This is a genomic window from Thermosporothrix sp. COM3 (genome assembly GCF_059696735.1).
On the sequence record NZ_AP019376.1, the window covers coordinates 1,522,381 to 1,534,183 of the forward strand.

12 protein-coding genes are annotated in these 11,803 nt (G+C 52.7%); 7 read left to right on the forward strand and 5 right to left on the reverse strand.

Going from position 1 to position 11,803, the window contains the following annotated elements; translation table 11 throughout:
- Window positions 1–108: 108 nt before the first annotated feature.
- On the reverse strand, window positions 109–330 hold the full coding sequence (locus KTH_RS06560; RefSeq protein WP_111321958.1) for a hypothetical protein: 222 nt from the start codon (window positions 328–330) through the stop codon (window positions 109–111).
- A 265-nt stretch (window positions 331–595) separates the two neighbouring features.
- On the opposite strand from KTH_RS06560, the gene KTH_RS06565 reads away from it, so the two are divergent.
- Window positions 596–1,084 carry a DinB family protein gene (locus tag KTH_RS06565; RefSeq protein WP_497617345.1) on the forward strand — a complete coding sequence of 163 codons (489 nt, stop codon included), beginning with the start codon at window positions 596–598 and terminating at the stop codon, window positions 1,082–1,084.
- A 235-nt stretch (window positions 1,085–1,319) separates the two neighbouring features.
- Complete coding sequence (locus KTH_RS06570) at window positions 1,320–2,336, forward strand: LLM class flavin-dependent oxidoreductase (protein ID WP_497617346.1); 1,017 nt, start codon at window positions 1,320–1,322, stop codon at window positions 2,334–2,336.
- Window positions 2,337–2,393: 57 nt separating this feature from the next.
- Here KTH_RS06570 and KTH_RS06575 read toward each other — a convergent pair whose 3' ends face one another.
- Together KTH_RS06575 and KTH_RS06580 are read right to left on the reverse strand one after the other, a co-directional pair.
- Entirely contained in the window at window positions 2,394–2,771 is a 378-nt protein-coding gene (locus KTH_RS06575; protein ID WP_111321950.1) for a winged helix-turn-helix transcriptional regulator, read from the reverse strand.
- A gap of 227 nt (window positions 2,772–2,998) precedes the next feature.
- The gene (locus tag KTH_RS06580; RefSeq protein ID WP_111321951.1) at window positions 2,999–3,502 is read right to left on the reverse strand and encodes a tetratricopeptide repeat protein; all 504 of its coding nucleotides are present in this window, start codon (window positions 3,500–3,502) and stop codon (window positions 2,999–3,001) included.
- Window positions 3,503–3,896: 394 nt separating this feature from the next.
- On the opposite strand from KTH_RS06580, the gene KTH_RS06585 reads away from it, so the two are divergent.
- The 3 genes from KTH_RS06585 (at window position 3,897) to KTH_RS06595 (ending at window position 7,062) form a co-directional block, all read left to right on the forward strand.
- Entirely contained in the window at window positions 3,897–4,790 is an 894-nt protein-coding gene (locus tag KTH_RS06585; protein WP_497617348.1) for a class I SAM-dependent methyltransferase, read from the forward strand.
- 189 nt (window positions 4,791–4,979) lie between these two features.
- Window positions 4,980–5,900, forward strand: coding sequence for a zinc dependent phospholipase C family protein (locus tag KTH_RS06590; protein ID WP_497617350.1), 921 nt, complete (start codon window positions 4,980–4,982; stop codon window positions 5,898–5,900).
- Between the two features lie 13 nt (window positions 5,901–5,913).
- On the forward strand, window positions 5,914–7,062 hold the full coding sequence (locus KTH_RS06595) for a glycosyltransferase family 4 protein (protein WP_497617352.1): 1,149 nt from the start codon (window positions 5,914–5,916) through the stop codon (window positions 7,060–7,062).
- 3 nt (window positions 7,063–7,065) lie between these two features.
- Here the strand turns inward: KTH_RS06595 and KTH_RS06600 are convergent, their stop codons facing one another.
- On the reverse strand, window positions 7,066–8,004 hold the full coding sequence (locus KTH_RS06600) for an ester cyclase (RefSeq protein ID WP_497617353.1): 939 nt from the start codon (window positions 8,002–8,004) through the stop codon (window positions 7,066–7,068).
- A gap of 227 nt (window positions 8,005–8,231) precedes the next feature.
- On the opposite strand from KTH_RS06600, the gene argJ reads away from it, so the two are divergent.
- Window positions 8,232–9,395, forward strand: a complete 1,164-nt coding sequence (argJ, locus tag KTH_RS06605) for a bifunctional glutamate N-acetyltransferase/amino-acid acetyltransferase ArgJ (RefSeq protein ID WP_497617356.1) — start codon at window positions 8,232–8,234, stop codon at window positions 9,393–9,395.
- 53 nt (window positions 9,396–9,448) lie between these two features.
- Here argJ and KTH_RS06610 read toward each other — a convergent pair whose 3' ends face one another.
- Window positions 9,449–10,543: a DmpA family aminopeptidase gene (locus tag KTH_RS06610; RefSeq protein WP_497617358.1), complete on the reverse strand. Its 1,095-nt coding sequence runs from the start codon at window positions 10,541–10,543 to the stop codon at window positions 9,449–9,451.
- A 208-nt stretch (window positions 10,544–10,751) separates the two neighbouring features.
- On the opposite strand from KTH_RS06610, the gene KTH_RS06615 reads away from it, so the two are divergent.
- On the forward strand, window positions 10,752–11,747 hold the full coding sequence (locus KTH_RS06615; protein WP_497617360.1) for a hypothetical protein: 996 nt from the start codon (window positions 10,752–10,754) through the stop codon (window positions 11,745–11,747).
- The last annotated feature ends 56 nt before the right edge of the window (window positions 11,748–11,803 follow it).

The following is an 11,803-nucleotide window of genomic DNA, read 5'->3' on the forward strand; positions in this document are numbered from 1 at the left end:
TGGGGAAATGCCTGTAGCATTCTTTCTTGCTTTTGCGAACGCCTGTATCAACCTGCGTCTTCAGGAGAATGAGCCTCACCGCCACAGCCTCCCGGAAAGATTACAACTTTATTCCTCCTCCCCTTGCCCCCACACATCAGGAAAATACTGCTCTAGCTTCACCTGAGCCAGCGCAGCAAGCCTGTTGTCGTTCTGGGCCAGCTTCTTGACCTCCTCAAGCACCCTTGGGTTTCCCATTACAAAAGCAGCAATACAGCGATTTACCTGATATTCACGCCATTGGTCCTCTGCCCTGGCGGCCACCCACGCTGCTTCTAAGAGAATATCCATATACACCCCCAAAATGTATTCATCGCACCACTTTTCTCTATGTCAGAGTATACTGTACTCTCTGAATTTTTGCAAGCAATGAACCTGTAACTCCTATCCTAATTTATACTACTCCTTTTATCGCGAGAGAAGAAGCAGCCGTATGCCTTCAGGGTGTTGTATGATAAGAAGAAGAGGGGAAAGGGCCAAGGTCAGCAATAGAGCCGACACACCCGCCTTTTTGCCCACATACTATGGCTCTGAGAAAGAAAGAAAGGGAGAACGTATGTCAAGTGATGAGGTCCTCCGCCAGCAACTTCGCACACTCTTGCTCAAAGGCAATGCACATATGACCTTTGATGATGCGGTCGCCGCATTTCCAGCAGAACAGATGAATCAAAGGCCGCCCAATGTCTCCTATACGCCGTGGCATCTCCTTGAGCATATTCGCATTGCTCAATGGGATATTCTGGATTTCATTCGCAATCCGAACTATATTGCGCCTGCATGGCCCTCGGGCTACTGGCCTGCCCCCGATGCCCTGACCGACCGGGAGGGTTGGGAAGCCACGATCGCGTCTTTTCATGCCGATCAGCGAGCACTGGTCGCCATTATCGATGATCCCAAAACCGACCTGTATGCGCCTATTCCGCATGGCGATGGTCAGAACATCCTGCAAGAAATCCTGACTGTGGCCGATCACAACGCGTACCATATCGGCGAGTTCGCCATCTTACGGCAGGTGATGGGAACCTGGCCCGAAGGACATCAGTAATCGGGGAAGGGCAGCAGGAGCGCCTCCGCTGCCCTTTTGGTTTCGCTATCCTGTTGTTTTTTTGTAGAATATATTCTACTCCTGTTTGCATGTTCACTTCCCTCAAATCATTGTGCTGTTTTTCTTTTTATATGGTTACTTCCTCTTACATCTGCATATCTATTCACTCTTTTCTATTTATCTGTTATACTTCTAAATGTGTATGTGTTACAGATACTTGTAGGGGGAGTAAGTAATGAGGCTTTTTTCTAGTGTACGGGCTCAGAATGTGCCTCATCCCTGGGTAGCACAAATATCTGAGCATCCCCGGTTTGGAGTCCTGCTCAACGATCCCGGGGCCGATTGGAGCCAGTATCGGGACTTTGCGCAGGCCGTTGAGGCGCTTGGGTATGACGCGTTCTGGTTGAGCGATCATCCTGGCCTGGGTTTTATGGATTGCAGGACGACGCTTGGCGCGCTCTCGCAGGCGACGAAAACGATTCGCCTGGGTGTCGCTGTCAGTTGCGTGCTGTTCCGCCCGCCCTGGATGCTGGCTCGGCTGAGTGCTGATATCGATCGCTTGAGCAATGGTCGCCTGATTCTGGGCGTCGGCATTGGTGACATGGAGGAAGAAATCAGGAATTTCGGTCTTCCTTTGCCAGGGGTGCGTGAGCGACAGGAGTGGCTTGAAGAGACAGTCTATCTTGTGCGGCGTCTCTGGACGGGTGAGCCGGTGACGTTTCAGGGAAAGACCGGCCATCTGGAGAATGCAATCATCCAACCAGGGCCTATACAACGCCCTTCTATCCCGCTCTTGATTGGTGGTGGTGGCGAGCGGACAACCCTTCGTCAAGTTGCATACTATGCCGATATGTCGAACTTTATGGCACATGCCCTTGTTGGCAAGGCATTCACACTTGAAGATGTGAAACGAAAGCTGAAGGCGCTTCGGAAGCATTGCGAGAGCGTCGGGCGCGATTATCGTGCGATTCTGCGGAGTTATATCAGCCTGCTGCTACTGGCGGAATCGCCTGAACGGGTTAAGGCCAAACGAGAAGCCGACCCGCTCGGTTATCGGGACTTCATGCGCTCAGCGACAATGGCCGGAACGCCGGAGGAGATTATTCCCTCTTTTCAGGCACTGGTCGATTGTGGCATCCAGTATTTTATTGTGATGTTGTACCTGAACGATTATGAAACGTTACAGGTACTTGCAGAGAAGGTCATACCATTCTTAAAACTGCCTATGCGCGAAGTTGAAACCCCCTCATAATGCTCGTGTCACGAATGAGAAGCCGCTTCTCCCTTCACCGAGAGAGGCGGTTTCTCATTATTGTGGGTACTCTTCTACAAGGGGACGGATGGAGTTCATTTGTAGACCGTAGGTACGTGCCCAATCAAGCAAGCTCTGGATTGGCTCAACAAGCGTTTTGCCGAGTGGCGTAAGCGCATATTCGACCGTTGGCGGTGATGTCGGGTAGACAGTGCGTGTGGCGAGCCCTTCATCCTCCATTTTGCGTAATGTCTGGGTCAGCATTTTCTGGGTGATGCCACCAATTTGCCGCTTGATATTCATGTAGCGACAAGGACCAGTCGCAAGAATCGAGATGACAAGCGGCGTCCACTTATCTGTAATCAGATCCAGCGCTCGACGAGATGGGCAGTCCTGACTTGAGAAATTGAGCGAAAAAAGGTCTCTGGTTTCCATACGATATCTATAGCACTTCACAAAACCATTCTGCAAATAGATAGTGGTAATTTTATTGGGTCAAAAAAAAGGTAGGGGAGAAATAAGTATGTCTCTCCTATTTTTTTTGTCTATGTAGATGCCCATGTGCTGGAGCCTTTTGCACCTGTTGTTGCTCATCTAACCTGAGAAACCGTGACAAAAAAGGGGAGAGCTCCCTTTTTTACCGGGAAGCCTCCCCCTTTTTTTTACCATGTTTCATCGAGATGCTGAGCGTAGTACAGGAGTCCACGCTTGAAGTACTGAAGCTTCTCATCAGTTGTGGTTTCCAGCAGGTTCGTTAACACAATCTCCATCGCCTCGCGATAGGCTCCTGTGTTATACAGCGCCATTGCCAGGAACGTCTGAAGCGCCCGGTTTTCGGGGAATTCGCGGACGCCCCGGCGAAGCGTCTCTACCGCTTTTTGATATTCTCCCAATCCTCTGTAGGTGCTTCCCAGGCCGAGTAACGCTCGTTCAAGGTCTGGGCCAGCGAGCCCGAGATCAAGGGCTTTGAGATAGTAGGGAATGGATTCGCGTTCCAGCCCCAGATTGTCATGAACCACGGCTGTTTGAAAGATGATTTCTGCATCATCGGGATACGCTTCAGCAAGCTCTAGAAGCAACGTTTTGGCCTGTTCCAGAATGGCCTGATCTTGCTTTGCACGGCCTGTTTCGCGGAGCTGAATAGCTTCAGCGAGGCGTTCTCGCATTGGGTGTACCCCTTTCCTGGTATAGTTTGCTTATTGTACCATGCCACGCAGATGCTGTCGATGTTTCTGTGTAGGCCGCATGCGTATTAAAAAAGTATTAAGATTTCCCCTGTTTTTGTGCGAAAAAATGAGTAGATAAGGTATTGCATAGAATCTGTTGGTGTACTTTGAAATAGTGAAGAACGAACACAAGCCTGCGTAGAGGTAGTATACTATTTTCTATTAAGTATGAGGCTTTCGTTCCAGATTAGTACCAGGCGTAGGCCCGTTGTAATGGGGAGAGAGCTATACGAGAAGCTCTTTGCCGAAAGATTAGCGCGAAAAACCTGCCGTCTCGGGTGGCTTGAGAAGCGGCAGCTCAGAGTATTTGCTGCTCGTTGAGAGGAGTGAGAACATGTTTTCTTTTTTTCGTAAGAAGCAAGCGGATGGTATTTCATCTCGTCTTGCAGAGCGCCTGAAGCCGCTGGACTCCGTGATTCAGCAGCGGCGTTTTCGTTCTGATGTCCCGTATTTCTTTCCCAAAGACCTCTCAGAACAGGACCGTTTGAACTTTCAGCACTATGCCCTCCGCTTTTTGTTGAAGGGGAATTATGTAGCACCATTACCCGAAATGATAAGGGATATTCTGGATGTAGGAACCGGTACCGGCATCTGGGTGCGTGAGATGGCGAAAGAGTTCCCTGAGGCGAAGGTTGTGGGCATGGATATTGAGATCCCGGCAACCGCGCGGATGGGGGCGCCGAGGAACAGCCAGTTTGTTGAGGGCAACGTCCTGAAAGGGTTGCCATTTCAGGATGGGGCGTTTGATTTTGTGCATCAGCGCTTGCTTGTGGCGGCGATTCCCGGTTCGGCCTGGCCGGCTGTTGTGGCAGAACTGGCACGGGTGACGCGTCCAGGTGGCTACGTCGAGCTGCTGGAGACGCTTGATGTGTTTGAGAATGAGGGGCCGAACACCGCTCGTTTGATGGAGTGGTGGCGCGAGGCCGGGCGACGTTCGGGGTTTGGCTCGCCGCCCATTCAGGAGCTGGATCAGCTTTTTGAGAGCGCCGGGTTGACCAATGTCACGTTTACTGCGGTCCCGGTGCCGCTTGGTAAGTGGGGTGGCCGTGTGGGTGAGATGATGGGGCGAGACATCCATCTTGTGTTCAACAATTTGCGTATTGCCTGTGACCGCCTGGGCGTGGTCCCCGAAAAGGAGTACGACGCTACCTGGAAAGCGCTACCCCAGGAATGGGAAGAGCTGCACACGAGCTCGATCTTCTTCCTTGTATACGGGCAGAAGCCATAATGACAACTATGCGTATCCACTCTCTAGAAAAGTGAAAAGTGAGGGAAGGGTTACACCACTCTTCCCCTTTTTTATCCCCCGTTTTCTGTCCACCTCATTTTTGAGAATCACCCGGCAGTGTGATGTCTCTTCACCCGCTTCCCCCGTATACTTGCTCTTGTAGGATTTCTTCACAAGGAGGTACAGACAATGCATTTTAGCGGAACGATGCACTCAACCGAGCTGTTAATGAAGGCGACAAAGAGCGCCTACCATCTTCTTGACACAACAGTCCTCCCCATTTTGAAGCAGGAACAGGAAGAACAACTCAACCCTTTTAGTGAGCGCGAAAGTACACACTGGTGGATGGTTTCATGTGCCGCCGATCTGGTGCGGGATGAAGGAGAAGCGGGCCGCCGCCTCTATGCTCTGGTGAAACCGCATCAGGGCAGGTGTGGAGCCGCTTTTCACGATGCGCTCTGTCTTGGGCTGCTGGATGCTGACAAGAAAGCGCCGTTCAATGATCCTCTGCTGCCCGGTGGGCTCATGCCAACCTGGAAGAGCCACTTTTATGATCCTGATACGGGGACAAACTGGCTTGGTGAGACCGCTCCGACGGCTGTTACTAATGGCGAATTGTATTATCATCTTGCACATGCAACCTGGCTGAACGGAGATGTGGAGCGAGCTGGCTACTACTTCGGGTTGTCGCTGCACTATATGACCGACGTGACGCAACCGATGCACGCTGCCAACTTCACCTGGCTGAGCTCCCGCGATTTTGGCTATCATACTGATTTTGAAGTATACGCCCGTGAGGCGCGGCTATCGATCGCTCCGCCGACGGGATATCACCCGCTCATTACGGGGGCTGATGTTCGGAGCTATATCGCGGCGGTGGCCCGATATATCAAAGATGGCTACTATGCGCAGGTGTGCCGCCCGGAATGGACGCATACCTATAAACGTGACCTTATGACTACGCAATTATGGGACGAGCGTGTTGGATCCTGTCTGCCAGCTCTCTTCTCTGATGCTATTCAACTGACTGCCGGTTATATGCTTTTATGGATGAAACATCTTATTAGACTTGCTTATGATGAAAAAGCTGCTTTTGCAATGAACTATTAAAAGGGGTGTATATATGCGTGTTGCGATTATTACTGAAAATTTTCTGCCAAAACTGGATGGTGTTACCCGAACGCTGGCCCGTTTGCTCGAACATTTGCAGCAGCAAGGTCATCAGGTGCTGGTGCTTGGCCCGGAGAGCGGCATGACACGCTATGCCGGGGCCGAGATTGTGGGCACGCTTGGTTTGCCGCTGCCATTCTATCCTGAGTTGAAGATGAACATGTTCAGGCCGCTCTTTTTGCAGCGTTTGCATGATTTTCGCCCGGATGTGATTCATCTGGTAGATCCGGTGTTTCTGGGGGCGACCGGGCTTGCGGTGGCACATCTGATGCATGTGCCCTTTGTCTCGTCGTATCATACGAATCTGGCTAAATACTGTAAACACTTTGGTTTTGCACCACTTGTTGAACCGGCTTGGTCTTACATGCGCTTTTTACATAATCAGTGCGCCCTGACATTTTGTCCGTCGCCATCGACGGCTGCACGCTTGCGAGAACAGGGTTTCTCTAACCTGCGTATCTGGCCGCGCGGGGTGGATACGACGCTGTTTCGGCCTGGAAAGCGTGATGAAAGCCTGCGTGCTCACTGGGTTGGAGGCGGACAGAAGGTCGTACTGTTGTATGTAGGGCGCGTCTCATATGAGAAGAATCTGCGTCTGCTTATTGAGGCATATCGTGACATGGATCACGGACGGTGTCACCTGGTGATCGTAGGAGATGGCCCGGCTTCGGAAGAGGTGCGAGCGGCTTTGTCTGGCGTGCCTGCCACCTTTACCGGCTATCTGAGCGGCGAGGCATTGGCACGGGCGTACGCCTCGGCGGATGTCTTCGCGTTCCCCTCGGAGACAGAGACGTTCGGGCAAGTTGTGCTTGAAGCAATGGCATCGGGTCTGCCGGTTGTCGGTGTGAGGGCCGAGGGTGTCTGTGATCTCGTAACGCATGAGCAGACGGGGCTTTTGCTGGATAGGCGGCAGAATGAGCGGATAGCCGCCTATCGTTCGCTGCTTACTCGATTGGTAGAGCGCCAGCAAGAGCGTGAGTGCTTCGGGGCGGCAGCCGTGATCGAGGCACAACGGCAGAGCTGGTCTGAAGCAATGGAACGGCTTCTAGATGGCTATCGCGAGGTTATCCCGGCAAACAGAACGCTGCTGTATGCGTCATAGCGTTTACCGATCACCCAGGGTGAGCAGGTCCGGGCCAACGCTGGTGATGGGCGCGAATGGAACCGCAGGTACGGCGTCAAGCTGGCGGAGCAGCTCCATACGCGAACCATCAATCCAGCGCTCGGTGATCCTGCCATTCTCGACGGCATAGATGCCGATGGTCATCCACGATACCTGCTTGTTTGTTGCGGGGACGCCGAAGATCTCGCCTTTGTGGGTGCCCGTGCCAATCATCCTGAGCGTGACGTGCTTCTCGCTTGCAAAGAGGTGTGTGACCTCAAGCTCCAGATCGGGGAAGGCGCTGCGCAAGATGCGGACCTCTTCTTTTAAGCCCTCGGGGCCGTCTGGAAGCCCATCGATCCATCCTCCATGATCTTTATAGATCGGAGCAACGACACCATCAAGCAGGGAGATATCGCCACTTCGATGAGCTTCAATGAGCCTGTGAAGCGGTTCGAGCTGCTTAGCCTGATCGAGCGCGGGTCGGGCATCGAGTGTGTAATGCGGCGTGTATGGCTGCTGAGACTCAATCTGCTTGAGCGGCGGAATGACCCCATAGTGAAGCATATAGGACAGATAGTCAAAGGCCATCCAGCGCTCTTTGATTTTGCCCTGCTCTACACGCCAGATCATAGTAGCCGTCCAGGCAAGTGGTTTTTCCGGGGCGGGTCTGCCGAAGAACTCCGCATAGGGCTTTCCTGTTCCAATTACCCGTACTGCTGAATATTCACCTGCTAGTGTAAATGCTTCGATTTGATCGATGACATTCGAGACGATATCACCAATGCGTTGCTGCTTTGCAGGTGGCGGAAAGAGGCCAGGTTTGAACTCATGCTCGACAACATCGGGCGCGAATATCTCACGTATGCCTGAAAAATTCTGTTGATTGACAATCTCATCAAAGAAACGAAGTACAGTCTTCTTTGTCTCTTCGGTCGACATAGATAACACTTCTTTCCAGTTATACTGAAAGCGACGGCTGTAATACCAATCGCCTGAGTATGAGTAACAGGGAATCCAGAAAAAACTGGATTATGGTGATACTATATTGCAGTTTTTCCTGGAATGTCAAGGGCGGGAGAAAAGAGAAAAAAGAACTATCGGGCTCTACAAATGGCATATGGACATTGTATAATTGGGGATAAATACTTCGTCAGGGAGGGAAGTGGATGCAAGCGTTACCGTTCTCACCGCGCGGGTTTCGCTCAGTTGCGAAAAATGTCGGGATCCGGGATGAGACCCTTGATTTTACCGTGATTGTCTCGGATGTGCCTGCTTCCGCCGCTGCTATGTTCACGCAAAGCCGCTTCTGTGGCGCTCCGATCATTGTGGGCAGGGAACATGTCGCCAATGGGCAGCTTCAGGCATTTGTCATTAATAGCAAGAATGCGAACGTGGCCACCGGAGAAGAGGGACTGGCGAACGCGCGTGAGGTTGTGCGGCTGGTCGCTGAGGAACTGGGGATTGATCCGACCGATGTGCTGCCATCGTCGACGGGCGTGATTGGTTGGCAGCTTCCGATGCATAAGATACGTCAGGGGATTCGGGGAATCGCGAAGGAACTGCGCGAGGGTGAGCTTCATATAAGCGCGCAGGCGATTATGACGACGGACACGCGCCCGAAGATTCGCGCGTGCAAGATTGGTAATGCAACTCTCGTCGGCATGGCGAAGGGTGTCGGCATGATTGAACCCAATATGGCAACCATGCTCAGTTATTTTGTAACTGATGCACGGATCGATCCGAAGACGCTCAAGGAGTGCCTGCATGAGGCGGTAGCGGTCTCCTTCAACTGTCTGAGCGTCGATACCGACACCAGCACCAGCGATACCGTGGCGATTATGGCGAACGGACTGGCTGGCGATGTACCTTTAGGGGAATTCCGCCGTGCTCTGCGTGAGATGGCGATTGAGCTCACGAAGGATCTGGCAAGCGATGGTGAAGGGGCGACCAAGCTGCTGGAGGTGACGGTACGTGAAGCGGCTTCCTATGAGCAGGCAAAGCGTGTAGCCAAGTCAGTTGTGAACTCGCCACTGGTGAAAACAGCGGTGTTTGGCGCTGATCCCAACTGGGGGCGTGTCGCGATGGCGATCGGCAAGTGCAGCGAGCAGGAAGACATCATGCCCGAAAAGGTCACAATCGCCTTTGGTGATCTGGTGGTTTATCAGGGGCAACCGTTGCCACAGGACCGTTTGCCGGAGCTCAAGGCCTATTTGCAGCGCTCCGAGGTTGCGATTCGGATTTCACTTGGACTGGGTGAAAGTGAGGCTACCGTCTGGGGTTGCGACCTATCGTATGAATATGTGCGCATTAACGGAGAGTATACGACGTAGAGCGAAGCCTCTCCCCGGGCTCGGGGAGAGGTATCAGCATTGCTTTTATATTACTACACTCCGTAGCGCTGCAAGATCTCGCCCACCAATTCCAGCGGGAGCGCCTCCGCTACATGTCCATCGCGTCCTGTGATCGACCTTGCTCCATACAGCGCGTTTATCACTGCTTCCTCGGTTGTTTCCACCACAGCCGCAAAAAGCTGGTCCAGAATCGGACTTTGCTCGTTTAACACATGTACCAGGCGCACAGGCGGTTCTGGTTCACATGGAACGCGATCAGCAGTCGAAAAGGCGATCGCAAGATCACCGCTTCCATGTCCACCATGCGTCCCTGTGCGAGCCAACCCAAGCGGCACGCGGCGCGTCAGGCGAGCCAGTTGCCGTGCATCAAGCGGCGCATCAGTCGCCAGCAGCACGATCACTGAGCCCTGTTCCCGCGTCTGTCCGGGAGCTCGTCCCAGTTCGCGCCCGACTGGAACCCCACCAATCAACAGATCAGCTCGACGTCCAAAATTTGCCAGCACCAGCGCACCAAGCGTATAGCCTCCATACCGCTCTTCAAGCCGCCGCGAGGCTGTACCAATCCCTCCGGCAAAGCCATACGCCATCATCCCGGTTCCCGCGCCAACGTTCCCCTCCTCCGGGACAGCTTCCGAGGCCATTTGAAGCGCCTTCCGCACCTCATCACGTCCCACATGCCGACCGCCAATATCATTCAAATAACCGTCATAGCACTCGCACACGACCGGGTTCACTGAGCCCGCCGTCACGCCGATCGCCGGGTGCTGCTCGATCATATATTCAACCAGAGCATCAGCGACTTTCCCAACATTAAGTGTATTGGTCAGCAGAATAGGCGTCTCCAGTTGACCAAGCTCTTCAATCTGCACCAGCCCGATCGTCTTTCCAAACCCGTTAAATACGGTTGCTGCTGCTGGTACTTTTTCTGCAAAGAGGTTGCCGGGATGCGGAATAACTGCTGTGACCCCGGTACGAACCGGCCCGACGCCTCGCACCAGCGCCCCTTCACCACGGATGATAGTCGCGTGGCCTACCCGCACACCCTTCACATCAGTGATCGCGTTGTGTTCACCCGGTTGCATTCCCCCGAGTGCAATACCGGCTTCACGTGCTCTCAATCGTCTCATAAAGCCATTCCTTTCGTTTTTTCTTCCATCAAGTATACGACAAATTGGCTGTTGTGAAGGTTCCTTCTTGACAAAAATCGATACCAACGGCTATAATATGAGCCACATGCAGTTATAGCGACTTGTGCAAGTCGTTAAGCGTTAAGCGAAAAAGTGAGCACAGGAAGAGGTGAGGGAGATCGAAGGCAAAGAGCGTTTCCTTGCTTTTATGCAACAAACGAGCACGTTTAGCGAGATACAAGATCCTCAGTCCGCATTCGCGCATGAGAGCATACAGTCTTTCCTTTCTACGCGACCATTGCGCACGAAAGGTGACTGCGACGCGTTTCTTGCTGAATTTGCGCCTTATCTCACGCGTATCGACACGTTCCATGCTGGCATGCTTGCATTGCTGTGTGGTAGCACGGTTGAACGCGGGGGAGATCTCTCAATCCCCTTCGAGCACACAATGAACCTGCTCGTCCATCAGTTGAGACTGGTTAAAGCACTTGCAGAGCGCAATGAATCGTTCAGCCCCGAAGACACGTTCAGGCGCTACGCAGAAGAGGTACGCGCAGAGAAAGCCCTTCCGCTAACCATTCCAGCGGCAATGACCATGCTATGTCGTGATAAAGAACGTCGCAAGCAGTGGCAGCAGCGCACGGATGTTGTCGAGCTTGTCACTGAACTGGAGCAGGCCGGTCTTATCCCATATTATCTGGAACGCGTCTTTACGCTGCTGGATGATAAAGAGCTGCTGATCCTCGATCCTACCAACCGCCGCGCCTTCCTGACTCGTCTGATCGGTGTTCAGAACGTCATGTACCATTGTTATGCCCTGTTGCAAGATGCCATTCTGCAATATGTCGGGCCGGGCTATCTCAATGCAGCCCCGACTGATCCTCAGGCTGTCCGTTATGCGAAAAACGATCATCTGACACCCGCTGATTATCAAGCAGCGGGGGAGCTTTCAGACTATCAGCGCTTCAATTTCACCTACCCCGGCGGCCTCTTTTTCCCCGGCTCCGCTCCTTTTGAAGAGGTTCCAACGCTGGGTGGTATGCCATTTCTCATCATTGAACCAAAACGCATGCATTTTCAATGGGATCCGGCAAACATGTATCCAGTGTTGCATGAAGCGCTGCAAGCACGTATTGAGATCGTACGCGAGCTCTCACATGAGGAGCTGGCCGAGCGCAATTTTCTTTCCTTCTTCCACAACTAACGGTTCTTCCTTCTCTCCTGTTCAACTCCTTTCATTCTCATTTGAGAAAGGGCAAA

Excerpts from the sequence above, each read along its gene's own strand:
- KTH_RS06560 (WP_111321958.1), bottom strand. The coding sequence starts at position 330 with ATGGATATTCTCTTAGAAGCAGCGTGGGTGGCCGCCAGGGCAGAGGAC.
- KTH_RS06565 (WP_497617345.1), top strand. The coding sequence starts at position 596 with ATGTCAAGTGATGAGGTCCTCCGCCAGCAACTTCGCACACTCTTGCTC.
- KTH_RS06570 (WP_497617346.1), top strand. The coding sequence starts at position 1,320 with ATGAGGCTTTTTTCTAGTGTACGGGCTCAGAATGTGCCTCATCCCTGG.
- KTH_RS06575 (WP_111321950.1), bottom strand. The coding sequence starts at position 2,771 with ATGGAAACCAGAGACCTTTTTTCGCTCAATTTCTCAAGTCAGGACTGC.
- KTH_RS06580 (WP_111321951.1), bottom strand. The coding sequence starts at position 3,502 with ATGCGAGAACGCCTCGCTGAAGCTATTCAGCTCCGCGAAACAGGCCGT.
- KTH_RS06585 (WP_497617348.1), top strand. The coding sequence starts at position 3,897 with ATGTTTTCTTTTTTTCGTAAGAAGCAAGCGGATGGTATTTCATCTCGT.
- KTH_RS06590 (WP_497617350.1), top strand. The coding sequence starts at position 4,980 with ATGCATTTTAGCGGAACGATGCACTCAACCGAGCTGTTAATGAAGGCG.
- KTH_RS06595 (WP_497617352.1), top strand. The coding sequence starts at position 5,914 with ATGCGTGTTGCGATTATTACTGAAAATTTTCTGCCAAAACTGGATGGT.
- KTH_RS06600 (WP_497617353.1), bottom strand. The coding sequence starts at position 8,004 with ATGTCGACCGAAGAGACAAAGAAGACTGTACTTCGTTTCTTTGATGAG.
- argJ (WP_497617356.1), top strand. The coding sequence starts at position 8,232 with ATGCAAGCGTTACCGTTCTCACCGCGCGGGTTTCGCTCAGTTGCGAAA.
- KTH_RS06610 (WP_497617358.1), bottom strand. The coding sequence starts at position 10,543 with ATGAGACGATTGAGAGCACGTGAAGCCGGTATTGCACTCGGGGGAATG.
- KTH_RS06615 (WP_497617360.1), top strand. The coding sequence starts at position 10,752 with ATGCAACAAACGAGCACGTTTAGCGAGATACAAGATCCTCAGTCCGCA.